Source organism: uncultured Dechloromonas sp. (assembly GCF_945957265.1).
Taxonomy (GTDB): domain Bacteria; phylum Pseudomonadota; class Gammaproteobacteria; order Burkholderiales; family Rhodocyclaceae; genus Azonexus.
Genome location: NZ_CAMFKO010000003.1, coordinates 46572 through 72400, shown reverse-complemented (window position 1 = coordinate 72400; position 25829 = coordinate 46572). Strand labels below are relative to the sequence as shown.

General features: G+C 63.4%; 27 protein-coding genes. 12 read left to right on the top strand and 15 right to left on the bottom strand.

Translation table 11 applies throughout. From position 1 onward, the window contains the following. Positions 1–73: 73 nt before the first annotated feature. Entirely contained in the window at positions 74–1345 is a 1272-nt protein-coding gene (locus tag Q0P59_RS02920; RefSeq protein WP_295003362.1) for a CNNM domain-containing protein, read from the bottom strand. A 3-nt stretch (positions 1346–1348) separates the two neighbouring features. Continuing rightward, a complete protein-coding gene (gene ccsA, locus Q0P59_RS02915; RefSeq protein ID WP_295003359.1) occupies positions 1349–2188 on the bottom strand; it encodes a cytochrome c biogenesis protein CcsA in 840 nt (279 codons plus the stop codon). A gap of 29 nt (positions 2189–2217) precedes the next feature. Between ccsA and ffh the strand changes: the two genes are divergently transcribed. After that, entirely contained in the window at positions 2218–3585 is a 1368-nt protein-coding gene (gene ffh, locus Q0P59_RS02910) for a signal recognition particle protein (protein WP_295003356.1), read from the top strand. On the opposite strand, the gene Q0P59_RS02905 is transcribed toward ffh, so the two are convergent. Together Q0P59_RS02905 and Q0P59_RS02900 are read right to left on the bottom strand one after the other, a co-directional pair. After that, positions 3586–4197 carry a lytic transglycosylase domain-containing protein gene (locus Q0P59_RS02905; protein ID WP_295003354.1) on the bottom strand — a complete coding sequence of 204 codons (612 nt, stop codon included), beginning with the start codon at positions 4195–4197 and terminating at the stop codon, positions 3586–3588. After that, a complete protein-coding gene (locus Q0P59_RS02900) occupies positions 4185–5915 on the bottom strand; it encodes a proline--tRNA ligase (protein WP_295003352.1) in 1731 nt (576 codons plus the stop codon). Before Q0P59_RS02900 ends, Q0P59_RS02905 begins: the two co-directional genes overlap by 13 nt. Before the next feature lie 111 nt (positions 5916–6026). Between Q0P59_RS02900 and Q0P59_RS02895 the strand changes: the two genes are divergently transcribed. Genes Q0P59_RS02895 through coq7 form a run of 3 tightly spaced genes read left to right on the top strand, consistent with a single transcriptional unit; the run spans position 6027 to position 7728 of the window. After that, positions 6027–6575, top strand: a complete 549-nt coding sequence (locus Q0P59_RS02895; RefSeq protein ID WP_295003350.1) for an RNA pyrophosphohydrolase — start codon at positions 6027–6029, stop codon at positions 6573–6575. A 2-nt stretch (positions 6576–6577) separates the two neighbouring features. After that, entirely contained in the window at positions 6578–7096 is a 519-nt protein-coding gene (locus Q0P59_RS02890; RefSeq protein ID WP_295003347.1) for a CNP1-like family protein, read from the top strand. Positions 7097–7104: 8 nt separating this feature from the next. Continuing rightward, on the top strand, positions 7105–7728 hold the full coding sequence (coq7, locus tag Q0P59_RS02885; RefSeq protein WP_295003345.1) for a 2-polyprenyl-3-methyl-6-methoxy-1,4-benzoquinone monooxygenase: 624 nt from the start codon (positions 7105–7107) through the stop codon (positions 7726–7728). A 10-nt stretch (positions 7729–7738) separates the two neighbouring features. Here the strand turns inward: coq7 and Q0P59_RS02880 are convergent, their stop codons facing one another. Beyond that, positions 7739–8167 (bottom strand): OsmC family protein, encoded by a 429-nt coding sequence (locus Q0P59_RS02880; RefSeq protein WP_295003343.1) that lies wholly within the window; start codon positions 8165–8167, stop codon positions 7739–7741. 497 nt (positions 8168–8664) lie between these two features. On the opposite strand from Q0P59_RS02880, the gene rplM reads away from it, so the two are divergent. Further along, complete coding sequence (gene rplM / locus Q0P59_RS02875; RefSeq protein ID WP_150427257.1) at positions 8665–9093, top strand: 50S ribosomal protein L13; 429 nt, start codon at positions 8665–8667, stop codon at positions 9091–9093. A gap of 9 nt (positions 9094–9102) precedes the next feature. Then, on the top strand, positions 9103–9495 hold the full coding sequence (gene rpsI / locus Q0P59_RS02870) for a 30S ribosomal protein S9 (protein WP_275711797.1): 393 nt from the start codon (positions 9103–9105) through the stop codon (positions 9493–9495). A 130-nt stretch (positions 9496–9625) separates the two neighbouring features. Here rpsI and proB read toward each other — a convergent pair whose 3' ends face one another. From proB to rplU, 4 genes are all read right to left on the bottom strand, one after another. Further along, positions 9626–10744: a glutamate 5-kinase gene (gene proB, locus Q0P59_RS02865; RefSeq protein WP_295003340.1), complete on the bottom strand. Its 1119-nt coding sequence runs from the start codon at positions 10742–10744 to the stop codon at positions 9626–9628. Beyond that, entirely contained in the window at positions 10741–11814 is a 1074-nt protein-coding gene (gene cgtA / locus Q0P59_RS02860) for an Obg family GTPase CgtA (protein ID WP_295003338.1), read from the bottom strand. The genes proB and cgtA overlap by 4 nt, the downstream gene beginning before the upstream one ends. A 129-nt stretch (positions 11815–11943) precedes the next feature. Further along, positions 11944–12207: a 50S ribosomal protein L27 gene (gene rpmA / locus Q0P59_RS02855; RefSeq protein WP_295003336.1), complete on the bottom strand. Its 264-nt coding sequence runs from the start codon at positions 12205–12207 to the stop codon at positions 11944–11946. Positions 12208–12228: 21 nt separating this feature from the next. Next, a complete protein-coding gene (gene rplU / locus Q0P59_RS02850; RefSeq protein ID WP_011289195.1) occupies positions 12229–12540 on the bottom strand; it encodes a 50S ribosomal protein L21 in 312 nt (103 codons plus the stop codon). A 128-nt stretch (positions 12541–12668) separates the two neighbouring features. Here rplU and Q0P59_RS02845 point away from each other — a divergent pair, with 128 nt between their 5' ends. After that, on the top strand, positions 12669–13013 hold the full coding sequence (locus Q0P59_RS02845) for an FKBP-type peptidyl-prolyl cis-trans isomerase (RefSeq protein WP_295003333.1): 345 nt from the start codon (positions 12669–12671) through the stop codon (positions 13011–13013). Beyond that, positions 13010–14344: a pseudouridine synthase gene (locus Q0P59_RS02840; RefSeq protein WP_295003331.1), complete on the top strand. Its 1335-nt coding sequence runs from the start codon at positions 13010–13012 to the stop codon at positions 14342–14344. The genes Q0P59_RS02845 and Q0P59_RS02840 overlap by 4 nt, the downstream gene beginning before the upstream one ends. 76 nt (positions 14345–14420) lie before the next feature. On the opposite strand, the gene Q0P59_RS02835 is transcribed toward Q0P59_RS02840, so the two are convergent. Together Q0P59_RS02835 and Q0P59_RS02830 are read right to left on the bottom strand one after the other, a co-directional pair. Beyond that, positions 14421–14858 (bottom strand): MaoC family dehydratase, encoded by a 438-nt coding sequence (locus Q0P59_RS02835; protein WP_295003329.1) that lies wholly within the window; start codon positions 14856–14858, stop codon positions 14421–14423. Between the two features lie 72 nt (positions 14859–14930). After that, the gene (locus Q0P59_RS02830) at positions 14931–16130 is read right to left on the bottom strand and encodes an ABC transporter permease (RefSeq protein WP_295003327.1); all 1200 of its coding nucleotides are present in this window, start codon (positions 16128–16130) and stop codon (positions 14931–14933) included. 180 nt (positions 16131–16310) lie between these two features. Here Q0P59_RS02830 and Q0P59_RS02825 point away from each other — a divergent pair, with 180 nt between their 5' ends. Further along, positions 16311–17198, top strand: a complete 888-nt coding sequence (locus tag Q0P59_RS02825; RefSeq protein ID WP_295003325.1) for a hypothetical protein — start codon at positions 16311–16313, stop codon at positions 17196–17198. A gap of 100 nt (positions 17199–17298) precedes the next feature. Beyond that, complete coding sequence (locus Q0P59_RS02820) at positions 17299–17643, top strand: hypothetical protein (RefSeq protein WP_295003322.1); 345 nt, start codon at positions 17299–17301, stop codon at positions 17641–17643. 71 nt (positions 17644–17714) lie between these two features. On the opposite strand, the gene Q0P59_RS02815 is transcribed toward Q0P59_RS02820, so the two are convergent. The 4 genes from Q0P59_RS02815 to Q0P59_RS02800 are packed head-to-tail and all read right to left on the bottom strand — an operon-like array spanning position 17715 to position 21349. Further along, the gene (locus Q0P59_RS02815; protein WP_295003320.1) at positions 17715–18923 is read right to left on the bottom strand and encodes an ABC transporter permease; all 1209 of its coding nucleotides are present in this window, start codon (positions 18921–18923) and stop codon (positions 17715–17717) included. Next, positions 18910–19599, bottom strand: a complete 690-nt coding sequence (locus Q0P59_RS02810) for an ABC transporter ATP-binding protein (RefSeq protein WP_295003318.1) — start codon at positions 19597–19599, stop codon at positions 18910–18912. The genes Q0P59_RS02815 and Q0P59_RS02810 overlap by 14 nt, the downstream gene beginning before the upstream one ends. Positions 19600–19603: 4 nt before the next feature. After that, positions 19604–20752, bottom strand: a complete 1149-nt coding sequence (locus Q0P59_RS02805; protein WP_295003316.1) for an efflux RND transporter periplasmic adaptor subunit — start codon at positions 20750–20752, stop codon at positions 19604–19606. Positions 20753–20761: 9 nt separating this feature from the next. Next, positions 20762–21349: a hypothetical protein gene (locus tag Q0P59_RS02800; protein WP_295003314.1), complete on the bottom strand. Its 588-nt coding sequence runs from the start codon at positions 21347–21349 to the stop codon at positions 20762–20764. A 224-nt stretch (positions 21350–21573) separates the two neighbouring features. Between Q0P59_RS02800 and Q0P59_RS02795 the strand changes: the two genes are divergently transcribed. Beyond that, positions 21574–24717, top strand: a complete 3144-nt coding sequence (locus tag Q0P59_RS02795; RefSeq protein ID WP_295003312.1) for a response regulator — start codon at positions 21574–21576, stop codon at positions 24715–24717. Next, on the top strand, positions 24714–25799 hold the full coding sequence (locus Q0P59_RS02790; RefSeq protein ID WP_295003310.1) for a two-component system response regulator: 1086 nt from the start codon (positions 24714–24716) through the stop codon (positions 25797–25799). The genes Q0P59_RS02795 and Q0P59_RS02790 overlap by 4 nt, the downstream gene beginning before the upstream one ends. Positions 25800–25829 lie beyond the last annotated feature (30 nt).

Genomic DNA, 25829 nt, shown 5'->3' with positions numbered 1-25829 from the left:
ATGAGCTTAAATGCCGTATAGATCGGTTGATGATGCTACGCAGCAGGCGGTTTGTAAAGGTTCGCCCGCCGCTTCAGCCCGGCGCCGGGCGGAATATGCGGACGGTTACCACGCTCCGGTCTTTCGTCTGCAGGATTTCCACGGCAATGCCCGCCAGTTTGATGCTGATTCCCGACTCCGGAATGTCCTGGAAATGCTCGAGTATCAGGCCGTTGAGCGTCTTGGGGCCGTCCAGCGGAAAATCGAGGCCGAGCATGCGGTTGATGTCGCGCAGCTGGCGCGAACCTTCGACAATCGCTTCGCCCTTTTCGGACCAGCTGAGTTCCTGTCCGAGGCCCGGCATGGAGGTCGTGAAATCGCCGACAAACTCCTCGATGATGTCCTCCAGTGTTAACAAGCCCAGGATTTCGCCGTATTCGTCGACGACAAATCCGATGCGCTGCCGGTTTTCCTGGAAAAAGGCCAGTTGGGAAAATACCGGGGTGCCGGCGGGGATGTAATAGGGCTGTTGCACCTGCTGCATCAGTGCGCTCTCGTCGAACGAGTCGTCGCCGATGCTTCCCAGCAGGCGGCGGACCGGGAGAATGCCGAGCAGTTGGTCGAGCGACTCGCGGCATGCCGGCAGGCGGCTGTGGTGGCTGGTCGCCAGTTGGTTTTTGACTTCCTCCCACGGCTGGTCGAGATCGAGGATTTCGATGCTGCCGCGGGGGGTCATCACGTCTTCGACGGTGATTCGGTTCAGCTCGAACAGGCTCGACAGGATCGTCCGGTGTTTTTGCGGGATGATGTGCGATGACTCAAGGACCAGGCTGAGCAGTTCCTCCTGGGATAACTGGGGCGCCTGGTTGTTGGCTGGCGGGGTCAGGCGCAAGATGCGCAACAGCATGCTGGCGAACAGGTTGATGAACCAGACGATCGGGTAGAACAGCCGCAGCAGCGGCGTCAGGATATAGCCGAGGACCAGGGCCAGCCGGTCGGCATGGGTCGCACCGATGATTTTGGGGGTGATTTCGGCGAACACCAGGATGGCGAAGGTCACTGCCAGCGTTCCCGCGCCGAGGGCCCATTTCCCTTCGCCGAACAGTTCGATCGTGATCACGCTGACCAGCGTGGCCGCCGCCGAGTTGATCAGGTTGTTGCCGAGCAGGATGACGCCCAGCATTTTGTCGGTGGTGTTGAGGAGGGAGAGCGCCTTCTGGGCGCCGCTGTGCCCGTTTTGAGCGAGATGCCTGAGGCGGAAACGGTTGGAGGCCATCATGGCCGTTTCGCTGAGCGAGAAAAAGGCCGAAATGGCCAACAGCAGCGCGAGTGCGCCCAACTGCACCGTAAGGGGTATGTCGTCCACCGATCAAATGCGCCCGAGCACCACTTCCGCGACGAAGCGGCTGCCGACATAGGCCAGGATCAACAGGGCAAACCCGGCCAGGGTCCAGCGCAAGGCGCGCTTGCCGCGCCATCCCCAGGCGTGCCGTCCGATCAGCAGGGTGGCGAAAATGCCCCAGGATGCGAAGGCGAACAGCGTCTTGTGATCGACCGACAGCGGCTTGCCGAACAGCGCCTCGGAGAAGAAGACGCCGCTGCCGACGGTGAGTGTGAGGAGGATGAAGCCGATCAGCAGCATCTTGAATAGCAGCGATTCCATGGTCAGCAGCGGGGGCAGGCTGGCGAGGCTGCGTTTCAGCGAGCGATTGTGCAGCGAGCGCTCCGTGAAGCCCATGAAGATGGCGTGCAGGGCCGACAGGGTGAGCAGGCTGTAGGCCAGCATGGCGGCGAGGAAATGCAGCTTGAAGCCGGTGGCGCTGGCGTGGGCGACGAGGTGTACGTTCGGGAAAATGACCGGGAGTACGGCGCAGCCGGCGGCCAGCGGCAAGACCATCGGCTGCATGCCCTCCATCCGGGCCATGAAGCTTTCCAGCCAGTAGATCAGTACCGCCAGCCACATCATCAGCGACAGCGCGAAGCTGAAGGAGAAGCGCATGCCGGTTTCGGTAAACAGGGCGTCGTAGAGGCCCGCGGCGTGTATGGCGAGTGCCAGCGCAATGGCGGCGCGCTCCCAGGTTTGCATGGGGCAGGCGACGCACTGACCCTCGACTTCGCGCCACCGCGTGTTCCAGAAGTGGAAACCGAGGGCGCCATATATCAGTGCGGAGAGGATGTGCGGCAGAAGCTGAATTACAATGTCGGCCATCCTTGAATTCTACTAGAAGCCCAACTCACATGCTTGATAACCTGACTAATCGCCTTGCCCGCGTCATGAAAACGCTGAAGGGCGAGGCGCGCCTGACGGAATCCAACATTTCCGAAGCCTTGCGCGAAGTTCGCATGGCCCTGCTCGAGGCCGACGTGGCCTTGCCGGTGGTCAAGGACTTTATTGCGGCGGTGAAGGAAAAAGCGGTCGGCGAGGAGGTCATCGGTTCGTTGAGTCCGGGGCAGGCCTTGATCGGCGTCGTTCATGCCGAGCTGGCCAAGGTCATGGGCGATGCGCACGAAGGCATCAATTTCAATACCCAGCCCCCCGCGATCGTTCTGATGGCCGGTTTGCAGGGGGCCGGCAAGACGACGACGGTCGGCAAGCTGGGCAAGTTCCTCAGGGAAAACCACAAGAAAAAGGTTCTCGTGGTGTCATGCGACGTTTACCGGCCGGCCGCTATCGAACAGCTGAAGTCGGTCGCCGGTCAGGCCGGTATCGATTTCTTCCCGTCCTCCGTCGGCGAGAAGCCCGAGGCCATCGCGGTCGCGGCAATCGACTGGGCCAAGCGCCACTACCATGACGTGCTGCTCGTCGATACGGCGGGTCGCCTGGCCATCGACGAAGAAATGATGGCCGAAATCAAGCGTCTGCATGCGGCGATCAACCCGATCGAAACGCTGTTCGTCGTTGATGCCATGCTGGGCCAGGATGCCGTCAATACCGCCAAGGCCTTCAACGAGGCCCTGCCGCTGACCGGGGTGGTGCTGACCAAGCTGGACGGCGATGCCCGCGGCGGTGCCGCGCTGTCGGTTCGTCACATTACCGGCAAGCCGATCAAGTTCGCGGGTGTCGGCGAAAAATTGAGCGGCCTGGAGGCTTTCCATCCGGAGCGCATGGCGTCCCGTATCCTCGGCATGGGCGACGTCCTGTCCTTGATCGAGGAGGCGCGCAAGGGGCTGGACGAGGAGAAGGCCGTTGCCTTCGCCAAGAAGCTGAAGTCCGGCAAGGGTTTCGACCTCAACGACTTCAAGGAGCAGATCGCCCAGATGCGCAACATGGGCGGCCTGACCGCCCTGATGGACAAGATGCCGGCGCAGGTCGCCCAGGTCGCCGGGGCGTTGCCGGCGGGTGCCGAGGGCAAGATCATCGGGCGTGTCGAGGGCATCATCAATTCGATGACGCCGCAGGAGCGCGCCAAGCCGGAACTGATCAAGGCCAGCCGCAAGCGCCGTATCGCCATGGGCGCCGGCGTTCAGGTGCAGGAAGTCAATCGCCTGCTCAACCAGTTCGAGCAGACGCAGAAGATGATGAAGCAGTTTTCCAAGGGCGGCATCGGCAAGCTGATGCGCGGCATGAAGGGCATGATGCCCGGCATGGGCGGGCTGGGGCGCTGATCAGTTGCCGGCCTGCGCCAGGCGGGCCGGCTTGTCGTAGCCCCACTGGTTTTGCCAGGCGGCGCGCACCATGTTCGGGTATTCCGGTTTGCCCAGGCTGCCGTTATAGCGGCCGAGGGCGCGGAAAAGGTCGCCCTTTTCGATGTCGAGGTAATGGCGCAGGATGGTGCAGCCGTAGCGCAGGTTGGTGCGCAGGTCGAACAGCGAATCCTCGGGGCGGCCGATCAGTTTTCCCCAGAACGGCATGACCTGCATGTAGCCGCGGGCTCCGGCCGACGAAACCGCATATTTCCGGAATCCCGATTCGACCTGCATGAGCCCGAGAACGAGCTGCGGATCGAGCCCAGCGCGTGTCGCTTCGTAGTGTACGCTGCGTAGCAGGTCGATCCGATACTCGCGGTTGGGAATCCGCTTTTCCAGGCGCGGCGACATGGCGGCCAGCCAGTCGACGGCCTCCATCGGCGTCCGGAAGGAGCTGACGCTCGGTCGGGAGTCGGAAACGGCCTTGTGCAGGGCGGCCTGCGCGCTGGCCGACAGCGCTTCGTACTTCTGCGCGCCGGCGTAGGCCGCCGACGCGCCGGACAACAACAGCGCGGCGATCAGGCGGCGCACAACTTCCCTTGCAGCGTGGCGACGATATCGGCCTGGGCAAGCATCGTCGCCTCTTCGTCGCGGCGGCCCTTGTACTCGAGTTGGCCGTCCTTGAGCCCGCGTTCGCCGATGACCACGCGATGCGGAATGCCGATCAGCTCCATGTCGGCAAACATGACACCGGGGCGTTCGTTGCGGTCGTCGAGCACGACGTCGATGCCGGCCTTCTTCAGGTCGGCGTACAACTGGTCGGCGGCAGCCTTGACCGCCTCGCTCTTGTGGTAGCCCATCGGCACGATGCACACCTCGAAGGGGGCGATGGCGGCGGGCAGCACGATGCCCTTGTCGTCGTTGCCCTGTTCGATGGCGGCGCCGACGATGCGCGAAACGCCGATGCCATAGCAGCCCATTTCCATGGTCTGGCTCTTGCCGTTCTCGTCAAGATAGCTGCAGCCCAGCGCCTGGGCGTATTTCTGGCGCAACTGGAAGATATGGCCGACTTCGATGCCGCGGCAGATTTCCAGGCTGCCCTGGCCATCCGGCGACGGGTCGCCGGCAACGACGTTGCGAATGTCGAAGATTTCCGGTTCCGGCAGGTCGCGGCCGAAATTAACGCCAGTCATGTGGTAACCCGCCTCGTTGGCGCCGCAGACGAAGTCGCTCATGGCGGCGACGCTGCGGTCGGCAAACACGGCGATTTTCTGACGATCGATCTCGACCGGGCCGATGAAGCCGGGCTTGCAGTTCAGGTGGGCGATCACTTCCTCTTCGGTGGCGAAGCGGAAGGGGTTGATCGCGGCAATCTTGCTGGCCTTGATTTCGTTCAGTTCGTGGTCGCCGCGCAGCAGGAGCAGGGCGAAGGTCTGTTGGCCTTCCTCTTTTTCGCTGACGACAGCGATGGATTTCACGATCTTGTCGAGCGGCAGTTCGAGGAACTTGGCGACGTCGGCGCAAGCCATCTTGCCCGGCGTGTGCGTCTTTTCCATCGACTGGCCGGCTGCCGCGCGGGGCACGGTCGGGGCAAGCGCTTCGGCGAGTTCGACGTTGGCGGCGTAATCGGAGGCCGGGCAGAAGGCAATGTCGTCTTCGCCGGATTCGGCCAGGACGTGGAATTCATGCGAGCCGGTGCCGCCAATGGATCCGGTGTCGGCGGCGACGGCGCGGAATTTCAGGCCGAGGCGGGTGAAGATGCGGCTGTACGTGTCGTACATGTTGCCGTATTCGCGCTTCAGGTCGTCGAACGAGGTGTGAAAGGAATAGCCGTCCTTCATCAGGAATTCGCGGCCGCGCATGACGCCGAAACGGGGGCGGATTTCGTCGCGGAACTTGGTTTGCACCTGATAGAGGTGGATGGGCAGTTGGCGATAGCTCTTCACGTCGCGGCGGACGACATCCGTGATCACTTCCTCGTGCGTCGGACCGATGACGAATTCACGCTGATGGCGGTCCTTGAAGCGCAGCAATTCGGGGCCGTACTGTTCCCAGCGTCCGGACTCCTGCCACAGCTCCGCCGGTTGCACGGCCGGCATCAGCAGCTCCAGCGCGCCGGCATTGTTCATTTCCTCGCGGACGACGTTTTCGACCTTGCGCAGGACGCGCAGCCCCAGGGGCATCCAGGTATAGATGCCGGCGGCGGCGCGCTTGATGTAGCCAGCGCGCAGCATCATTTTTTGACTGATGACTTCGGCGTCCGCCGGTGCTTCCTTGAGAGTGGTGAAAAAGAACTGCGAAGTGCGCATGGGATGCTCTTGAATTCGTTGGGAAACCTTCATTTTACACGGTCCCGCTTCTTTGCATGTGAACGCCCTTTGTGAAAGAATCGGGGCAACCATTAATTTTGCAGGATTTCTATGCTCGATCGCGAAGGCTATCGCCCGAACGTCGGCATCATTCTTTGTAACGCCAAAAACGAGGTTTTCTGGGGCAAACGCATACGGGAGCATTCCTGGCAGTTTCCGCAAGGTGGCATCAAGCGCGGCGAAACGCCGGAAGAGGCCATGTATCGTGAACTGCACGAAGAGGTCGGGCTCATGCCCGAGCACGTGCGTATCCTCGGGCGAACCAAGGGCTGGTTGCGTTATGAAGTGCCGACACACTGGATTCGCCGCGAGTGGCGCGGCTCGTACAAGGGCCAGAAACAGATCTGGTTCCTGTTGAGGCTGGTCGGGCGTGATAGCGATGTCAGTTTGCGGGCAACGAACAAACCGGAGTTCGATGCCTGGCGCTGGAACGACTACTGGGTGCCTCTTGATGCGGTGATCGAATTCAAGCGCAGCGTGTATGAGCAGGCGCTGAACGAACTCGTCCGTTTTCTTGATGTTGACCGCAAGGGGCTTCGCGCAAAGCGCGAGGCGGACGCGTCTTTGCCGGAGGCGGCAATGGGTGACGAGGAAAAGTAGCCATGAGTCTGCGTGTGCTTGTCTTTTCCGTGCTCCTCCTGCTTGTGCCGTTTGCCGGCGCTACGGCAGGTGAGCCGGAGGAGGACGATTTGCCGAGGCAATGGCAGGAGCTGGATGTGCAGTTTCCGCCGCCTCCTGCCGCTGAGGCATTGATCCCGCTTTACGTGAGCGCGGCGACTGCCAACCGTTTCTACATCGACGGCTCGAGCCTGAGTGTCGGGGCTGACCTGGTGGTCCGCTACGTCCTGGTCGTCGAGACGCCCGGTGGCGTGCGTAACGTGACCTATGAGGGAATGCGCTGCGAATCCAGGTCGCGCCGCATCTACGCTTCGGGGCGCGCCGACGGTTCGTGGTCAAAGGCGCGCAACGACGAGTGGGTCCGGATTTCGGATGCCTATGCCAATCGCCAGCATGCGGCGCTGTTTCTCGAATATTTCTGTCCGTTCGGCAATTCGGTGCGGACTGCCGCGGAGGCGCGCAATGCCCTGGTTCGCGGCGGGCACCCGGATGTCCGGCGCTGAGTGAGTGTATGGCACTGGATTGTCTGATACTTGAGTTCGACCGGGCGTTGCGTACGGTCTTCGCGCCGGCTCGCACGGTTCGTGCTGTTCCCGGTGCGGATTTGCCGGAGTCGGCGTTAAGCGAAGCGGAGCGCCGGCACACCCTTGGCTTGATGCGGGTCAATCATTGTGGGGAGATCTGCGCGCAAGCCTTGTATCAGGGGCAGGCGCTGACTTCGCGCGATCCCGTGGTCAAGGAATCGCTGCGCGGTGCCGCGGACGAAGAGACGGAGCATCTGGCGTGGACCGAATGTCGCATCCGGGAGCTTGGTGGGCGTAAAAGCCTGCTGAATCCGCTGTGGTACGTCGGCTCGCTCTCGCTCGGGGTGGCCGCCGGGGTGATGGGCGACAAGTGGAACCTGGGCTTTCTGGCCGAGACCGAAAGGCAGGTCGAGGCTCATCTCAACGGGCATCTGGTTGATCTCCCGGTACAGGACGAAAAGTCGCGGGCGATTGTCGACCGTATGCGCCTTGACGAAATACAGCATGCCGAGATGGCGGTCCGCTTCGGCGCCGCCGAATTGCCCGCGTCGATCAAATTGGGCATGAAGGCAATGGCGAAGGTCATGACCCTCGCCGCCTATCGCATCTGAGCCGACCGGCTCAGGCTTCGTCGATAATCTCGAAGTCGGCGGTTATGTCGGCTGTCTTGCCGATCATGATGGATGCCGAACAGTATTTGTCCTTCGATAGTTCGATGGCGCGTGCTACGGCATCCGGTTTCAGGTTTCGTCCCTTGACGCGATAGTGGAAGTGGATGCGCGTGAATACCTTGGGGTCGGTTTCCGCGCGCTCCGCCGCGAGACTAACGTCGCAGCCACTGACTTGATGGCGTCCCTTCTTCAGGATCAGTACGACATCGAAAGCGCTGCAGCCACCGGTGCCGGCCAGCACCATTTCCATGGGGCGCAAGCCCAGGTTTCTGCCGCCGGCCTCCGGGGCGCCGTCCATGACCACCGAGTGGCCGCTGCCGGTTTCCGCCACAAATGACATGCCGGCATCACTTCCCATCCATCTTACTGTGCATTCCATTTCGATCTCCTTGCTGGGGGTGCGATTTTAGCGGAATTGCTGTGGGGCGATGGGCTTGTTCGAATTGCTGCGGCGCAGCAATGGCGGTTTTGTCATGGCTCTGTTCTCGGGTGCGTTTTGGAGTTGTTCAATGATTAATCGATAGTAGTATCGTTATATAACTTTATATAAAACATCGTATTAGAATAGATAATTTAATTCTATTTGCTAATAGAAATAATGGTTGTGCGATGCACAATAATGGCTTGCCGATGGCCTTGTGTTCGGGCAGAATGTGAAGCGTACGAACTGCAGTGACTTGTTAGCGATGAGTTCTTCAGTTCAGATTTGTCTCCTCCACCCTCCTCCTTTGGTGTGGATTTAACGCGGCTCAGCGAGCCGCGTTTTTTTTGTCTGATTTGTCAGAGTGGTTGAAAAGGATTGACAGCGATGTAATTCGTCGACTAAAATCCGCGCCTTTCTCCAATCTGCGCCCAATTTTTCAGGACGGCACACACATGAAAACGTTTTCCGCCAAGCCACATGAGGTGAAGCGCGAGTGGTTTGTGGTAGACGCCACAGACAAGGTGCTCGGCCGCCTCGCCACCGAAATCGCTCGTCGCCTTCGCGGCAAGCACAAGGCTATTTATACCCCGCACGTTGATACCGGCGACTTCATTGTTGTCACCAACGTCGAGAAGCTCACTGTTACCGGTAACAAGGCCGAAGACAAGAAGTACTTCCGCCACTCCGGTTACCCGGGCGGTATCTACGAAACCAACTTCAAGAAGATGCAGCAACGCTTCCCGGGCCGTGCCCTGGAAACCGCCGTCAAGGGCATGCTGCCGAAGGGTCCGCTGGGCTACGCCATGCTCAAGAAGCTGAAGTGCTACGCCGGCGACCAGCATCCGCACACTGCCCAGCAGCCGAAGGCTCTGGAAATCTAAGGGGGTATCATGGCTGAAGGTTATTTCTACGGTACCGGCCGTCGCAAGAGCGCCGTTGCTCGTGTTTTCATGAAGCGCGGCTCTGGCGCCATCGTTGTCAATGGCAAGCCGGTTGATCAGTTCTTCTCCCGCGAAACCGGTCGCATGATCGTTCGCCAGCCGCTGGAGCTGGTCGAGCAGCTGAATGGTTTTGATATCAAGGTCAACGTCACCGGTGGTGGCGAGTCCGGCCAGGCTGGTGCTGTTCGTCACGGCATCACCCGCGCCCTGATCGAATACGATGCAGCCCTGAAGCCCGCTCTGTCGAAGGCTGGCTTTGTTACCCGCGATGCCCGTGAAGTCGAGCGTAAGAAGGTTGGCTTCCACAAGGCGCGTCGTCGCAAGCAATTCTCGAAGCGTTAATACGCTTTTCGAAAAAAGGCCGCCCTTGGGTGGTCTTTTTTTTGCCTGCCTCGAATGCGGCGAGCGGAGCGGCGGGATGTAAAAAAGCCTCGGCATTTGCCGAGGCTTTTGCATTTCGGTGTTGCCTGTCTCAGGACAGGATGAGGTTGTCGCGGTGGATGATTTCCGGTTCGTCCACGTAGCCGAGGATGTTCTCGATATCGGCCGTCGTCTTGCGGGCGATCAGGCGTGCCTCGCCGCTGCCGTAGTTGCTCAGGCCGCGGGCGATTTCATGGCCGTCGGGGCTGATGCAGGCGACGGCGGCGCCGCGTTCGAATTCGCCTTCGGCGGCAATGACGCCGATGGGGAGGAGGCTCTTGCCGGCGCGCAGGGCGTCCACGGCGCCGGTGTCGAGAATCAGGCGGCCGGCGAGTTGCAGGTGGTCGGCCAGCCATTGCTTGCGGGCGGCAAGCGGCGGCGTGGCGGAAACCAGCAGGGTGCCGACTGCCTCGCCGGCGGCCAGGCGGATGATCGGGTCGGTTTCGTGGCCGCTGGCGATGGCGGTGTGGGCGCCGCTGCGGGCGGCGCGTTTGGCGGCAACGACCTTGGTGATCATGCCGCCGGTGCCAACCTGGCTGCCGGCGCCGCCGGCCATGGCTTCGAGCGAGGCGTCGCCGGCGATGGCTTCCTGGATCAGGGTGGCGTTCGGGTCCTTGCGCGGATCGGCCGTGTACAGGCCTTTCTGGTCAGTCAGGATGATCAGGGCGTCGGCTTCGGTCAGGTTGGCGACGAGGGCGCCGAGCGTGTCGTTGTCGCCGAACTTGATTTCGTCGGTGATGACCGTGTCGTTCTCGTTGATGATCGGCACGATGCCAAGCGCGAGCAGTGTCGTCAGGGTCGAGCGGGCATTCAGGTAGCGCTTGCGGTCGGCCAGGTCGTCGTGGGTGAGCAGGATTTGCGCGGTGTGTACCCCGTGCTTGCCGAAGGCAGCCTCATAGGCCTCGACCAGTCCGGCTTGTCCGACGGCGGCGGCGGCCTGTTTTTCATGAACCGTTTTCGGGCGGCGGCCCCAGCCCAGGCGTTGCACGCCACAGGCGACGGCGCCGGAGGAGACGAGGATGATTTCGCGCCCCTGTCCGCGCAGGCTGGCGATCTGGCGGGCCCAGTCGCCGATGGCATTCAGGTCGAGACCCGTGCCGTTGTTGGTGACGAGTGCCGAGCCGACCTTGACGACCAGGCGCTTGGCGTTGGCGAGGCGGGTCTGGCTCATGCGTTTTCCGTTGTTCCTTCGTCTTCGTCGTCCGCGACTTCGGGAATGGCCATCTGTTCGAGGGCTTCGTGGATGGCGTAAATCAGCGGCTTGGTGCCTTCGCCGTTGATGGCGGCGATGCTGAATACCGGGCCGTCGTACTTGGTCGCCTTCTTGTAGGCCTTCAGGAAGTCCTTGATGGCCTTTTCGCGGTCTTCTTCCGGAATCAGGTCGAGCTTGTTGAGGATCAGCCAGCGGGGCTTTTCGACGAGTTCCGGATCGTGCTTGGCCAGTTCGCCGACGATGGCCTTGGCATCGCGCACCGGGTCGGCATCGGGGTCGATCGGCGCGATGTCGACGAGGTGGAGCAGGATGCGGGTGCGCTGCAGGTGCTTGAGGAAGCGGATGCCGAGGCCGGCGCCGTCGGCGGCGCCTTCGATCAGGCCCGGCACGTCGGCGACGACGAAGCTCTTTTCGGCGCCGACGCGGACGACGCCGAGGTTCGGGTGCAGCGTGGTGAAGGGGTAGTCAGCCACTTTCGGGCGGGCGGCGGAAATGGCGCGGATCAGCGTGCTCTTGCCGGCGTTGGGCAGGCCGAGCAGGCCGACGTCGGCGAGGACGCGCAGTTCGAGGCCGAGCTCGTGTTCCTCGCCTTGCTCGCCCTTGGTGCATTGGCGCGGCGCGCGGTTGGTCGAGGACTTGAAGTGGATGTTGCCGAGGCCGCCCTTGCCGCCCTTGGCGATCAGGACTTTCTGGTCGTGCTCGGCAAGGTCGGCCAGGATGTCGCCGGTGTTGAGATCGGTGACGACCGTGCCGACCGGCATGCGGAGAATGATGTCTTCGCCGCCAGCCCCGTAGCAGTCGGCGCTGCCGCCGTTCTCGCCGCGCTGGCCGAGGAACTTGCGGGTGTAGCGATAATCGACGAGGGTGTTGATGTTGCGGTCGGCGATGACGTAGACGCTGCCGCCCTTGCCGCCGTCGCCGCCGTTGGGGCCGCCCATCGGAATGTATTTTTCGCGACGGAAGGTGGCGATGCCGTTGCCGCCGTCGCCGGCCTTGACGTAGATTTTGGCTTCGTCGATGAATTTCATGGTGTCTTCTTCCTGCCTTGATCGAGGCGTTGATGCCTTATTGGCGTGGGCTCTCGTTGAAAGCGCAGGCCGATAAAGCAAAAAGCCCTATCCGGCGGATAGGGCTTTCTCGGTTTCCGCCGGGCCGAATTATTCGGCAGCCGGAACGATGGAAACGGTGCGGCGCTTCTTTTCGCCTTTGACGGCGAACTGGATGACGCCGTCCTTCAGTGCGAACAGGGTGTGATCCTTGCCGCAGCCGACGTTTTCGCCCGGGTGGAATTCGGTGCCGCGCTGGCGAACGATGATGTTGCCAGCCAGGACGAATTGACCGCCGTAGCGCTTGACGCCCAGTCGTTGGGCTTGTGAGTCGCGGCCGTTACGTGAACTACCGCCTGCCTTTTTGTGTGCCATTTCTTAGCTCCTTGTCTGAACTTAGGCAGCGATCGTGTCGATGCGCAGTTCGGTGTAGTTCTGACGATGGCCTTGACGCTTCTGGTAGTGCTTGCGACGACGCATCTTGAAGATCTTGACCTTGTCGTGGCGGCCGTGGGAAACCACGGTGCACTTGACGGTGGCGCCAGCAAGGAAGGGGGCGCCGATCTTCACGGACTCGCCTTCGCCTACCATGAGGATCTGGTCGAGAGTGACTTCTGCGCCAACGTCTGCCGGTATCTGTTCTACTTTGAGTTTTTGGCCAGCGGAAACGCGATACTGCTTGCCGCCGGTTTTTATGACCGCATACATGGGTTGGACTCCGAAAATAAACCAAAGGGTGCTACAAAGAACCGCACATTATACGGAAAATATTCGAGAAGTCAAAGCCTTGTCTATACCTTGTGGTAGACTTTCGTCCTTTCGAAAAGGAGCTTTTCATGGCTGAAATCACCACGGCCTCCGGCCTGATCTACGAAGATACCGTCGAGGGCAACGGCGCCGAAGCCAAGGCTGGCCAGTTCGTCACCGTCCATTACACCGGCTGGCTGACCAATGGCAGCAAGTTCGATTCGAGCAAGGATCGCAACGACCCCTTCCAGTTTCCGCTCGGTCAGGGCCATGTCATCAAGGGCTGGGACGAGGGCGTCCAGGGCATGAAGATCGGCGGCTCCCGCAAGCTGACCATCCCGGCGCATCTCGGCTACGGCGCCCGCGGTGCCGGTGGCGTCATTCCGCCGAACGCGACGCTGGTTTTCGAGGTTGAACTGCTCGACCTGCAATGAGTGGTACTGACGATCCCTGGGGCAAGTGGCGCAAGCCCGACGCCCCGGCTGAAGTGCCGCCGGCGCCCAAGCCTGCTGCCGAGGCGGCGCCTGCGAACGATCCGGAAAAGCCGGCAAAGCGCCCGGCTGCCCGCGTTGTTGACGCACCTGAAAAGCCTGCCGGCACCCTCGGGGTGAACAAGTCCGCCATCGAGCGGGATGCTGGCGACAAAACCGCCCGCAAGCCACTGCGCGGCGGTCCGCCGCGCGTTCGGCCGACCTTGCAGGAAAAGCAGGAGGCCGATGCCAAGGCGAAGGCCAAGGCCGAGCGCGTGCAACGTAATGAACGGCCGCGCGACGGTGCTGCGCCATCCTCCGAACGCAAGCTGCGCAGCGATGCCCGTCCGCCACGGGGCGACGCCCGCAGTGCCCCCCGTTCGCCGGCGCGCAGCGAGGCCGGTGCGGAGTCGCCGTGGGCCAGAGCGCAGTCCTTGAGCAAGGCACGCCGCCCGGAGGCTGGCGGCGACGAGACGCCGCGTGCTCGCAGCGACCGCCCGGCACGTCGCGACACCGACAACGTGCGTCCGGTAACGCCGCCCGCTCGTCCGGCCGGACCGCCGCCGGAGGGCGTTCGTCTCTCCAAGGTGATGTCCGAGCGCGGCTTGTGCTCCCGTCGCGAAGCCGATCTCTGGATCGAACGCGGCTGGGTGTTCGTCAATGGCGAGCAGGTCAGCGAACTCGGGACGCGTATCGACCCGGCGGCCGCCGAGATCACGGTTTCGCAAGAAGCCAAGAAGGATCAGGCCAAGGCCGTCACCATCCTGCTTCACAAGCCGGTCGGTTACGTCTCCGGCCAGCCCGAGCCGGGCAGCGTGCCGGCCGTGACGCTGATCACCGCCGAAAGCCAGGTGCCGCAATCGGGCGGTCCGGAATTCAAGCCGTGGATGTTGCGCGGCCTGGCGCCAGCCGGGCGTCTCGACGTCGACTCCACCGGTCTGCTGGTGCTGACCAGCGACGGCCGCGTCGCCAAGCGCCTGATCGGCGAGGACAGCGACGCCGAGAAGGAATACCTGGTGCGCGTCTCGGGCGAGATGATCAAGGGCGGGCTGGATCTGTTGCGCCATGGTCTCGAACTCGATGGCAAACCCTTGAAGCAGGCGTGGGTCAAGCAATTGAACGAGGACCAGCTGCACTTCATCCTGAAGGAAGGCAAGAAACGCCAGATTCGCCGCATGTGCGAACTGGTGGGGCTCAGGGTCATCGGTCTGAAGCGCGTCCGTATCGGGCGCATCCGCCTGGGCGACCTGCCGATGGGGCAATGGCGCTTCCTGCGCGCCGACGAGGCATTCTGATCGGCTTGGGTGCCGATGGAAGCAAAAACGCCGGCTGCAAGCCGGCGTTTTTCTTTGCGGCGTTCCCGCTAGCGAATCAGACGGTACCGGTCGGCTTGGCGGCGCGAACCGGCGGCATCATCAGGCATTCGCCGTCGATGACGGTCTTGCCGCCGACGGTGCATACGGTGTCGAGAATCACGCGGTTCTTCTCGGCGTTGACTTCGCGCACGGTGACGGTGGCGGTGACGGTGTCGCCCGGCTTGACCGGGGCCTTGAACTTCAGCGTCTGCGACAGGTAGATGGTGCCGGGTCCGGGCAGCTTGTTGGCCAGGGTGGCGGAAATGAAACCGGCCGACAGCATGCCGTGCGCGATGCGGGTGCCGAACATCGTGCCCTTGCAGTATTCCTCGTCGAGGTGGGCCGGGTTGACGTCGGTCGAGATGCCGGCGAACAGGATGATGTCGGCTTCGGTGACGGTCTTCGAGGTGCTGGCGGACATGCCGGGATGCAGCTGATCGATGTGATAGGTCATGCTGAACTCCTTGCTCTTATCGGTTGGGAAAAAAGGCACTTTACCATACCGGTGCGTATGGCTGAATAGGGGTCATTCGGCTCGCAGCGCCTCGACCGGGTCGAGGCGGGCCGCGCGCCGTGCCGGCAGGACGCCGGCGGCGAGGCCGATGGCGATGGCCAGGCCTTCGGCGAGGCCGACGAAGGTCAGCGGCGTATGCACCGGTAGGGCGGGCAGCAGCAGGTGGATCAGCTGGGCCAGGCCGACTCCGATGCCCAGGCCCATCAGGCCGCCGATGGCGGAGAGCGCGATGGCTTCGCCGAGGAAGAGCAGCAGGATGGTGCGCCGGGGAGCGCCGAGGGCGACCAGCAGGCCGATTTCGCCGGTGCGTTCGCTGACCGCGATGGTCATGATGGTGACGATGCCGACGCCGCCGACCAGCAGCGAGATGCCGCCCAGCGCACCGACGGCCATGGTCAGCACGTTGAGGATATTGGACAGCGTCGCCATCATCTCTTCCTGGGTGACGATGGTGAAATCCTCGTGGCCGTGGCGGGCGATCATGCGTTCGCGCACGGCGTCGGCGACCACCCGGGAAGGGATGCCCTCCTCGGCGGCCAGGTTGATTTCGTTGAGGCCGTCGCGATTGAAGATTTCGAGCGCCCTGGCCGCCGGGATGAAGGCGGTGTCGTCGAGGTCGATGCCGAGGAACTGGCCTTTCGGCTCGAGGATGCCGATGACGCGAAACTGGTCGGGGCCGATGCGCAAGCGCGTACCGAGGGCGTTTTCGGCACCGTAAAGCTCCTCCTTGAGTTTGGGGCCGAGGACGACCAGCGCCCGTGCGTTTTCCGCGTCATCCTGCGGCAGGAACTGGCCGACGCGCATCTTGCCCTTGAAGACCTCGAGCATCTGCGGGCCGACGCCATAGACCGAGGTGCGGCGCAGCCGGCCGTTGGCGCCCACTTCGGCATTGCCCCAGATGCTGGGCGTGCTGGCGACGACGTGGGGCAGGCTGGCCAGCGCCCTGGCGTCGTCGAGCGACAGGGGGCGGGCGCTGGTCGGCAGGCCGGACGGCGCGCCGCCAGTCTTGGTCTTGCCCGGGTGGACGCCGACGACATTGGTGCCGAACTGGCTGAATTCGGCCAGCACGAAGCGATGGATGCCTTCGCCGATCGAGGTGAGCAGGATGACTGCGGCAATGCCGACGGCGATGCCGAGGAGGGTCAGGAAGCTGCGCAGGCGTTGGGCGGTGACGGCGCGCAGGGCAAGCTGGAAGGCATCGGACCAGAGCATCGGATGGGTGAGGTCGCGGACAGGGCTTGGCGGGAATGGGGTTGTTGCGTGAGACGGCGATTGAAGTTCGGCGAATGCCTCGGCCATGATATACGCTGAACCGCGTATCCGGGCGAACCAAGCGGATCGATGGCGATCTAATCACCAAGCCGTTTTCGGGACAGAAACGAGGGATCAATCGTGCGCCTGCCATTTGTCGTTGCCTCCATTGCCTTGAGCATGATGGTCTCCCTGGCGGCCCGGGGCGATACCTCGTCCTCGGCGCACGGAAAACGACGGGCCGGCGTCAGCATCCAGGTGGACAATAAAGGATGGGGGGCTGTCGATCCCCGCCAGATCGAAGTGGTGCTTCATTCCGTGGCCGATCTGTTGCTGGGCGACCAGTCCGACAGGCCGATCAAGGTCAGGGTCAGTCATACCGATACCAATCCCGTGGCGCTCTATGAGCGTGGCCCGGACGGGGAGTACCTGGTCCGCCTGCATGCCGACCGGACGCGATGGCACCTGTATGTCTACGAGTTCGCGCATGAGTTCTGCCATATCCTCTCCAACTACGACCGGGCGGGAGGCGAGGTTTCGCGGCAGAACCAGTGGTTCGAGGAAACGATCTGCGAGACGGCTTCCCTCTACGCGCTGGGCAGCCTCGCCACCGCCTGGTCGCTGGCTCCGCCGGAACCCGGACTGGCTGCTCATGCCAAGGACTTGCGGCGCTTCTTCCGCTTGCTGATCACCGAAGGCCATCGCAAGCTGCCGGAGGATATCGAGCTGCGGGAATGGTTGCGGGAGCACGAGGCGCACTTGTCCGCCGATCCCTATCGACGGGACCAGAACGATCTGGTGGCCAAGACGGTGCTGCCCCTGTTCTTTGCCGACCCGCGAGGCTGGGACGCCATCGGCTATCTCAACCTGCATCCCGACGATCCCTCGGCCAGCCTCGATGAGTTCATGCGTCACTGGCACGCCAATGCGCCGGAACGCGACCGCCCGTTCATCGCCAGGCTGTCGGCGCTGCTGTTGCGCGAGGATGTGATCTCGGCGGCGCCGGCCAAGGTGGCTTCGGTGCCATAGCGGACACGCGAGAAATATTCCGATTTACATGCAACCCTTGCGGCCTCCCCGGGGTCTACCCTATGCCCCAGAAACATGGGCATTCCCCGAGGAGATGATCATGAAAGAAACTACCATTTCTGCTCTTGGTCGCGGCATCGCTTTTACCGCGTTTGCAACCTTCGGCATGGTCAGCGTGGCTCACGCCGATTGGGCGGGTCCTTCCAGTGAAACGGGCATTTCCGGCAGCGGCTATTTCTCGAATTATGGTTCCGCAGGTCAGGGCGCCATGATCGACGAAAGCCAGTACGACAAGGTCAATCTCGGTCCGCTGAGCGCATCGCTGATGGCACCCAAGCGCGGTGCCCAAGGCCCGATGCGCGATGACGACGCGAAGAAACTGGAAATGCAGATGCGCGACATCCAAGCCCGTCTCGGCCCTATCGGTGGGCGTGACACCCCGTAATTCGCCGATATCCGTCCCCAGAGTGCCGTAACGGCCGCCAGCAGTGGCGGCCTTTTGCATTCCGGAGGCGGTCAGTGCTTCATCAGGGCCTGTACCGGGTCGAGGCGCGCCGCCCGGCGGGCCGGCATGACGCCGAACAGCAGGCCGGTGGCCAGCGCGGTGCCCAGCCCGGCGGCGACCGCCCAGTCCGGCGGGTAGGCCGGGAAGACGGGAAAGGCCTGGCGCAGGACGAAGGCGCCGAACTGGCCGAGCAGGTAGCCGAGCAGCGCCCCGACGCCCGAGAGCATCGCGGCCTCGGCCAGGAAGGCCAGGCGGATGCTGTCGGCGGAGGCGCCCAGCGCCTTGAGCAGCCCGATTTCGCCGGTGCGCTGAGTGACCGCGACGAGCATGACGTTCATGACGAGGATGCCGGCGACGGCCAGGCTGATCGCGGCGATCCCGGCAACGCCCAGGGTCAGCGCCCCGAGCAGCTTGTCGAAGGTGGCGAGAACGGCATCCTGGGTGATCACGGTGACATCCTCCTCGCCGCGATGGCGTTGCCTGAGCAGTTCCAGCGCCTGTGCCCTGGCCGCCGGAATGGCTTCGCGGCTGTTGGCTTCGACCAGGATGCGGAACAGGGTGTTGGAATTGAACATCGCCTGGGCCAGCGAGACCGGCACGATGACCAGCTCGTCGGTGTTCATGCCCAGCCCCTGGCCGAGCGGCTTGAGAACGCCGATGATCCGCAGGCGCCGGTCGCCGACCCGCACCAGTTGCCCGACGGCGGGTTCGGCGCCGAAGATTTCCTGGCGCAGCTTGGCGCCGATGATGGCGACCGACGAGCCGCGATTCCAGTCCTCGTCGGGCAGGGCGCTGCCCTGGGCGAGCTCGAAGTTGCGGATGGGCAGGAATTCGGCGGTCGAGCCGGCGACCATGGCTTCGCGCAGCTTGCCGCCATGGGCGATCTCCGAGGTGCCGACGGCAAGCGGCGCCACGCGGCGGACGCTGGGCAGGCGGCGCAGGCTGGCGGCGTCGTCGATGGTCAGGTCGCGCGGGGTGGAGGTGATGGCGTTGGCCGGGTTGAAGCCGCCGGTGCCGGAACGGCCGGGCAGCACGATGACCAGGTTGGTGCCGAGCGACGAGAACTGGCCGACGACATAACGCCGCGCGCCGTCGCCCAGCGCGGTCAGGATGACCACGGCGGCAACGCCGATCGACATGGCGAGCACCGAGAGCGCCGTGCGCACCGGGTAGCCGGCGGCGGCGTCGCGGGCGAAACGCAGGGTGTCAGCCAGGCGCATGGGCGCTGTCGTGCTTCAGGCGGCCGTCCTCCATGACCAGCTGGCGGCCGGCGCGGGCGCCCAGCGCCGGGTCATGGGTGACGACGATCAGCGTGACGCCTTGGCCATTCAGGGTTTCGAGCAGGTGAACGACCTCGTCGCCGGTGTGGCGGTCGAGGTTGCCGGTCGGTTCGTCGGCGAGGATCAGTGCCGGCCGCATGATGGTGGCGCGGGCGATGGCGACACGCTGGCGCTGGCCGCCGGAGAGCTGGTCGGGCTTGTGGTCGGCTCGCCGGTCCAGGCCGAAGTCGGTCAGCGCCTGCGCCACGCGGCGCTTGCGTTCGGCCGGTGCAATGCCGGCCAGCATCATCGGCAGGGCGATGTTTTCCGCCGCCGTCAGGCGCGGCACCAGATGGAAGCTCTGGAAGACGAAACCGATGCGCGTGCTGCGCACGGCGGCCTGTTCTTCCGGCGACAGGGTGGTGACGTCGCGTCCCTCCAGGCGGTAGCTGCCGGCGTTGGGGCGGTCGAGCAGGCCGAGCAGGTTGAGCAGGGTCGATTTGCCGGAGCCGGACGGGCCCATCACGGCGACGTACTGGCCGGCCTCGATCCGCAGGTCGAGGCCGCTCAGCGCGTTCACGGTGGTGTCGCCGAGCAGGAAGCGCCGTTCGACGCCGGACAGTTCGATCAGCGCCATGCGGCTACTTCGCCCTGGTCTTGTCGTCCGGCGTCACGCTGGCGCCGGCCTTGACGCCGTCCTTGTCGAGCGAGGTAACGATGCGCTCGCCGCTTTTCAGGCCGTCCTGCACCTCGGTGTATTCCCAGTTGGCCAGCCCGGTCTTGATGCGGCGCTCCTCCAGCTTGCCGCTGTCCGGGTTGTAGACCAGGACACGTCCGCCTTCCTGGATCGCGGCCGTCGGCGCGCGCACCACCTTGTCGCGCCCGGAGAGGATGATTTCGACATCGGCGCTGTAGCCGACCAGCAATTTGCCGGCTTCTCCGGGTTGCGCGAAGTCCACTTCGATGTCGACCGTCCGCGCCTGCTTTTCGACGGCGGAAACGTAAGGCGCGACCCGTCGGACCTTGCCGGGCAGGGTCTTGCCGGGCAGGGCGTCGAGAGTGATGCGCACTGCCTGGCCAACGAGAATCTTGGGCGCATCGACCTCGTCCATGGGCGCCTTGACGTAGAGGCAGGAGTCGTCGATCAGGTCGATGGCCGGCGGCGTCGGGACGCCCGGCGGCGAGGGCGTCGAGTATTCGCCCAGTTCGCCGACGATCTTGGCGACGGTGCCGTCGAACGGCGCGTAGAGCACGACGCGGCCCTGCTCGACCCGCGTCGCCTTGAACTTCGCCTCGGCCTGGGCGACATCGGCTTTCGCCGTGTTGCAGGCGGCGCGGCGGATGTCGGCGTCGGTGCGGGCGGCTTCCTCCTTGCTGGTCGAGACGAAGCCCCTCTCGCGCAGTTCGCCCTGGCGCCGGGCTTCCTTTTCTGCATTGGCGGCGGCGATGCAGGCTTCGTCAACGCGGCGGGCGCTGAGCGTCATCTGCGCCTGGGCCAGCGCCGCATTGGCCTGCTGGTCGTCGTTCCAGAGCTTGAGGAGCAACTGCCCCTTCTTCACCCTGTCGCCTTCCTTGACGCCGAGGTATTCGATGCGTCCGCCGACGATGGTCGACAGCTTGGTGCGCTGGCAGGCTTCGACGGTGCCGGCCCGGGTGTTGGCCAGGGTCGCCTCGACCGTGCCCTGGTCTACCTCCTTGAGCACGACCGCGACCGGCTTGGGGCGGGTCGCCGTGAAAATCCCGAGGCCGAGTACGGCAACGATCGCGATGGCAATGGCAATCCGGCGCATGGATGTGTCCTATCGAAAGCCCGGCAGCCAGCCCGACTGCTGGTGGCCCCAGACCGGTTCGAGCGCTCCCTGGTAGAGCGCTTCGATGACCGGGGGCTCGTGCCAGGGTTCGTTCATGAAGGTCAGGCCGACTTCTTCGACGGTCTTGCCGGACCAGTAGTATTCGGCTACCTCGTCCAGCGCGCTCAGCGAGAGGCTGTGCGGCAGGCGCAGGTAGTCCAGCCAGCTGGCGTCGTGGAAGGAGCAGATGTAGGCCCCCTTCGTTTGCGCGCAGATGAGGTTCTTGCCGAAGACGCGCTGGGGATGCTTGGTCCGGAAGGTCATCGCATCGGTTCGCGTGGCGAACTGGAGCATGGCATGCAGGCGACTCGGGAAGTGGTTGTAGCGGCGTTGGCGGAAGTATTCGAGGTGGTATTCGGCGAAGTAGTTCTGCACCGACAGCAACTGGTCTCCCGCGGTCGGTTCGCCTCCCTCCGGGGCGGCCAGCGTGGCGCCAAACGGGCTGCCCTTCAGGATGTCCCAGCCGGGCAGGTCGGCACCCGGCTCGAGCCAGCAAAACAACTCCAGCGTAGCGGTGTCCTTGATGAGGTTGTCCATGGGGCCAGAGGGGGGGGCGAATACCGCCATTTTGAACCAATGCCGCGTTTAGGCCAATCGGCTCGATGCGCCTCGACTGAACTCATACCAAATATTTTGAACTGTCATATGATTCGGTTTTCATAGCGGCAAAAGGGGAGATCGGGCAGGTGGGCGTTTTTTCCCAAGGGAAGTCGAATGACATAGCCTCTCGCCAGCGGCATCTCAGCTTGCGCAAGGCGTTGTTGACCGTACTCCTGGCGCTCGGCGGCATGCTGGTGATGATCAGCGTGGCGACCCTGAGCGCCTTGTCGGCGTATACCGATGCCCATGAAGCCGCCCGCCACAGGCAGGAGTCGATGGAACTGATGGTCGAGGTGCATCGCGAGGTGGACCTGCTCAGCCGTCTGGTGTCCTCGTACGTGACGACAGCGAATCCGCGCTATCTGATCTATTACTACGACATCCTGGCCATCCGCGAAGGCAGCAAACCCCCGTTGCAGGGCGTTTCGGCGACCTACTGGGAAGAGGTCGTCAGCGGCATGCGCAGTTACATGCCGCCGCCGCCTGGGCAGGGGGACGCACTGTCCCAGCGGGGTAGCCGGCTGGGGTTCGATGCCGCGGAGCAGGCCATCCTGCAGCGGGTATTCCGCATTACCGATGAAATGAAGGAGGTCGAGCAGGTCGCTTTTGCGGCGACGCAGGGCTTGTACGATCCGGTAAGGAAGGAAATGGTCTCCGAGGCCGAGCCGCAAACCGAGTTTGCCAACGCCTTGCTGCACGAGCCGCAATACCTCAAGCATCGCGCCGACCTGGCGATTGCGGTTGCCGAATTGTCGGCGCAGGTCGACCAGCGGACCAAGCAGGCGCTGGTGCAGGCGGGGGAGAAGCTCCGGCGCTGGATCATCGTTGCCTTGATGCTGCTCGTCTGGTCCGTTTTCGTATTGATCTTCGGCTACTACTACCTGAAGCGGAACCTGTTGGCGCCGCTGACTTCACTGCACCGGACGGCCCTCGCCCTCGCCGAGAAATCCTATGGGCAGCGTGTCGGCGACATTCACGGTGTCGAGGAGGTGCATTCGCTGGCGACGACGATCGACAGCATGGCGACCGCCATCGAGGCCGACCTCGCCCAGCGCGAGCTAGTGCAGCGCGCCTTGCGCCAGGCGAGGGCACGGGCCGAGGTGGCGGCCGAAACCAAGGCCATTTTCCTGGCCAACATGAGCCATGAAATCAGGACCCCGATGAATGCCATCATCGGCATGGCCTACCTCGCGCTGAAGTCGGGCCTGCCGGCGCGCCAGCACGATTACGTCTCGAAGATACACGTGGCGGCCAAATCCTTGCTGGGCATCCTGAACGACATCCTCGACTATTCGAAGATCGAGGCGGGCAAGGTGGCACTCGAGGCGGTGCGTTTCGATCTTGAAGAGATAGTCCAGAATGCCTTGTTCATGGTCCAGGAAAAGGCCGAGGAGAAGGGGCTGGAGCTGATTCTCGACTTTCAGCCCTCGCCGGCCCTGCGTTGCCTGGTCGGCGATCCCCTGCGCCTGGGCCAGGTGCTGATCAACCTGTTGAGCAATGCCGTGAAATTCACCGAGCGCGGCCATGTGCGCTTGCGGGTGGTCGAGACGGCAAATGACGCGGCGCGGGCCGTCGTGGCGTTTTGCGTCGAGGATACCGGTATCGGCATGACCCCCGAGCAGCAGGGGCGCTTGTTCGGCGAATTCACCCAGGCGGATGGATCGACTACCCGAAAATACGGCGGAACGGGCCTCGGGCTGGCGATTTCCAGGCGTCTTGTGCTCGCGATGAGTGGCGACTTGCAGGTCGAGAGTCGCTTTGGCGTGGGGAGCAGCTTCCGTTTTACCGTCGAGGTGCCGGTGGTTTCCGACGATGCCCCGGATGGCTTGAGCCAGCAGGCGCTGCCGGTTCGCCGGGCCTTGGTGGTGGACGATTACCCGGAGGCTCGGGAGTCGATGGTCAGGCTGCTGCGCGGAATGGGGTGTCCCAGCGTGGACGGCGTCGGGAGCGGGGAGGAGGCCTTGCTGCGTCTGATGGATGGCGGGGATGAGTCCGAGTTCTGCGACCTGCTGATCGTGGACTGGTTGCTGCCGGATATGACGGGCGGCGAGTTGATCGAGCGCTTGTCGTCAACGGCGGCCGGCTTGCCCGATTGCGTGATCGTCGTTTCGCCGACCGATCCGGCGCTGATGCGCCAGGAGGCGGTCCAGGATGGAATAACCGAGGTTATGCAGAAGCCGCTGATGCCCGCCCAACTGGCCAGGATATGCCGCGAGGTGGCCGACGGGGTGGGCAGGGATGTGCCGCCCCATGCCGCTCCGCGAGTTGCAGCCCGCGTCCTGGAGGGCATGAATGTCCTGCTGGTCGAGGACAATGCGATGAGTCAGCAGGTCGCCTGCGAAATGCTGAGCGACTGGGGGGCGCACGTCGAACTTGCCGGCAACGGGCAGGAGGCGCTCGATTGCGTTGCGGCCCATGCGCCGGAGCATTTTGCGGTCATCCTGATGGATATCGAGATGCCGGTGCTGGATGGCCGGGAAGCCACGCTGCGCCTGCGCTGGGATCGCCGCTATGCCGACCTGCCCATCATCGCGATGACGGCGCACGTCGTGGGGCATGGCATGAACGATGCGCTGGCGCAGGGGGCGTCGGCCTATATTGCAAAGCCGTTCGAGCCCGATGTCTTGCTTGCCATGCTGCAGCGCTATTGGCGTGGCGTTGGCGCCAACGGGGCTTCGTCCCCCCGCCCGTTTGCCGACAGCGATGCGCTTTTCGTGCAGGCCCTGAGAGATGTCGGTGCGGTCGATTCCGGCATCCTGCTGCGCCGCTTTGCCGGGCGCATCCCTTTCCTGAAAAGGGCGTTGCGGCAGTTCGCCGATGATTACCAGAGCTGGCTCGAGGCCGTGGAGGCAAACCTGGCGCAGGGGGACATGGATACTGCGCGGCGCCAGGTGCATACGCTGAAAGGGCTGGCCGGTACGTTTGCCATGACGCCCCTGCAGTCGGCGCTTGTCGTTCTGGAGTCGGCCTTGATGGAAGGGGGCGGATTCGAGGCGGAGCTTGGCGAAGTGAGGGCGCACTTGTCGGCCTTGCTTCCGGCGCTGAAGGGCTTGTCCTTCGCGCATGGCGAGGTGCCGGATGGCGATGCCGAGCCGCTCGAGGCGGTTCTTGAGCGCCTGCGCAAGCAGCTGCACGAAGGCGATGGCGAAGCGGAAGAACTGTGGCGTCAGAACAAGGAGCGCCTGGCGGTGTTGTTCAATCCGCGCCAGGTCGCGGCAATCGATTACGCCATCGGACAATGGAATTTTGCCGAAGCACTGGAGGTTCTCGGTTGCTTCGAGCGGAAAAGCGGAGGAACGTTGTGAGCGACGAACGGGCAAACATACTGGTAATCGACGATACGCCGGGCAATCTCAGCCTGCTGAATCAACTGCTGCGCACCCAGTACCGCGTGAAGCTGGCCAATAGCGGTGCGCGAGGACTCGAGCTGGCCGCGATGTCGCGGCCGGACCTGATCCTCCTCGACATCATGATGCCGGAAATGGATGGCTACGAAGTCTTCAGCAAGCTGAAGGCCGATCCCGCCACCAGCAAGGTGCCCGTCATCTTCCTGACGGCCAAGTCGGGCGCCGAGGACGAGGAGCAGGGGCTGGCCATGGGGGCTGTCGACTTCATTCACAAGCCGATCGCGCCATCGGTCGTTCTGGCGCGGGTGCGCACCCATTTGCAAATCCGCAACTGGCAAATCTTCCTCGAAGACAAAAGCGCCTGGCTGGAAAAGGAGATCGAGGCGCGTGTCAGCGAGGTGTTTCGTTTGCAGGAAGCGACCATTCGGGTGATGGTGTCGCTTGCCGAGTTTCGCGACGAATGCACCGGCAATCACATTCGACGTACGCAGGATTACGTTCGTCTGCTGGCCGAATACCTTAGCCGCCAGCCCAGGGATGGCGCCTTCCTGGGGCGCGACCAGATCGACCGTATCGCCAAGGCCTCCCCTTTGCACGATATCGGGAAGATCGCGATACCGGACCACATCCTGCTCAAGCAGGGGCGCCACACGCCCGAAGAGTTCGAGATCATGAAAACCCACAGCATCAAGGGCGAAAGCATGTTGCAGCGCTCCTTGCGGGAAATGGGCGGAGAGAACGAAATGCTGGCGTTTGCCTGCCAGATCGCGCGCAGTCACCATGAGCGCTGGGATGGCAGCGGATATCCGGATCGGCTGGCCGGCGAGGCGATCCCGCTGGCCGCCCGGCTCATGGCTGTCGCCGACGTTTACGATGCCCTGCGTTCAAGGCGGCCCTATAAAAAAGCATTCAGCCACGCCGAGGCCGTGGAAATCGTCGTGCAAGGTCGCGGCAGTCATTTCGACCCCCTGCTGGTAGAGGCTTTTCTCGCGCTGGAGAGTGTTTTCGCGGAAATTGCCATTAAACTGGCGGACGAGTAATTTGTCATGACAAGAGTACCCGCTGTGAAT

What these genes read in the sequence shown, in the direction of transcription:
- ccsA (WP_295003359.1), bottom strand. Translation starts at nt 2,188, where the DNA reads ATGGCCGACATTGTAATTCAGCTTCTGCCGCACATCCTCTCCGCACTG.
- ffh (WP_295003356.1), top strand. Translation starts at nt 2,218, where the DNA reads ATGCTTGATAACCTGACTAATCGCCTTGCCCGCGTCATGAAAACGCTG.
- Q0P59_RS02900 (WP_295003352.1), bottom strand. Translation starts at nt 5,915, where the DNA reads ATGCGCACTTCGCAGTTCTTTTTCACCACTCTCAAGGAAGCACCGGCG.
- Q0P59_RS02895 (WP_295003350.1), top strand. Translation starts at nt 6,027, where the DNA reads ATGCTCGATCGCGAAGGCTATCGCCCGAACGTCGGCATCATTCTTTGT.
- Q0P59_RS02890 (WP_295003347.1), top strand. Translation starts at nt 6,578, where the DNA reads ATGAGTCTGCGTGTGCTTGTCTTTTCCGTGCTCCTCCTGCTTGTGCCG.
- coq7 (WP_295003345.1), top strand. Translation starts at nt 7,105, where the DNA reads ATGGCACTGGATTGTCTGATACTTGAGTTCGACCGGGCGTTGCGTACG.
- Q0P59_RS02880 (WP_295003343.1), bottom strand. Translation starts at nt 8,167, where the DNA reads ATGGAATGCACAGTAAGATGGATGGGAAGTGATGCCGGCATGTCATTT.
- rplM (WP_150427257.1), top strand. Translation starts at nt 8,665, where the DNA reads ATGAAAACGTTTTCCGCCAAGCCACATGAGGTGAAGCGCGAGTGGTTT.
- rpsI (WP_275711797.1), top strand. Translation starts at nt 9,103, where the DNA reads ATGGCTGAAGGTTATTTCTACGGTACCGGCCGTCGCAAGAGCGCCGTT.
- proB (WP_295003340.1), bottom strand. Translation starts at nt 10,744, where the DNA reads ATGAGCCAGACCCGCCTCGCCAACGCCAAGCGCCTGGTCGTCAAGGTC.
- cgtA (WP_295003338.1), bottom strand. Translation starts at nt 11,814, where the DNA reads ATGAAATTCATCGACGAAGCCAAAATCTACGTCAAGGCCGGCGACGGC.
- rpmA (WP_295003336.1), bottom strand. Translation starts at nt 12,207, where the DNA reads ATGGCACACAAAAAGGCAGGCGGTAGTTCACGTAACGGCCGCGACTCA.
- rplU (WP_011289195.1), bottom strand. Translation starts at nt 12,540, where the DNA reads ATGTATGCGGTCATAAAAACCGGCGGCAAGCAGTATCGCGTTTCCGCT.
- Q0P59_RS02845 (WP_295003333.1), top strand. Translation starts at nt 12,669, where the DNA reads ATGGCTGAAATCACCACGGCCTCCGGCCTGATCTACGAAGATACCGTC.
- Q0P59_RS02840 (WP_295003331.1), top strand. Translation starts at nt 13,010, where the DNA reads ATGAGTGGTACTGACGATCCCTGGGGCAAGTGGCGCAAGCCCGACGCC.
- Q0P59_RS02835 (WP_295003329.1), bottom strand. Translation starts at nt 14,858, where the DNA reads ATGACCTATCACATCGATCAGCTGCATCCCGGCATGTCCGCCAGCACC.
- Q0P59_RS02830 (WP_295003327.1), bottom strand. Translation starts at nt 16,130, where the DNA reads ATGCTCTGGTCCGATGCCTTCCAGCTTGCCCTGCGCGCCGTCACCGCC.
- Q0P59_RS02820 (WP_295003322.1), top strand. Translation starts at nt 17,299, where the DNA reads ATGAAAGAAACTACCATTTCTGCTCTTGGTCGCGGCATCGCTTTTACC.
- Q0P59_RS02815 (WP_295003320.1), bottom strand. Translation starts at nt 18,923, where the DNA reads ATGCGCCTGGCTGACACCCTGCGTTTCGCCCGCGACGCCGCCGCCGGC.
- Q0P59_RS02810 (WP_295003318.1), bottom strand. Translation starts at nt 19,599, where the DNA reads ATGGCGCTGATCGAACTGTCCGGCGTCGAACGGCGCTTCCTGCTCGGC.
- Q0P59_RS02805 (WP_295003316.1), bottom strand. Translation starts at nt 20,752, where the DNA reads ATGCGCCGGATTGCCATTGCCATCGCGATCGTTGCCGTACTCGGCCTC.
- Q0P59_RS02800 (WP_295003314.1), bottom strand. Translation starts at nt 21,349, where the DNA reads ATGGACAACCTCATCAAGGACACCGCTACGCTGGAGTTGTTTTGCTGG.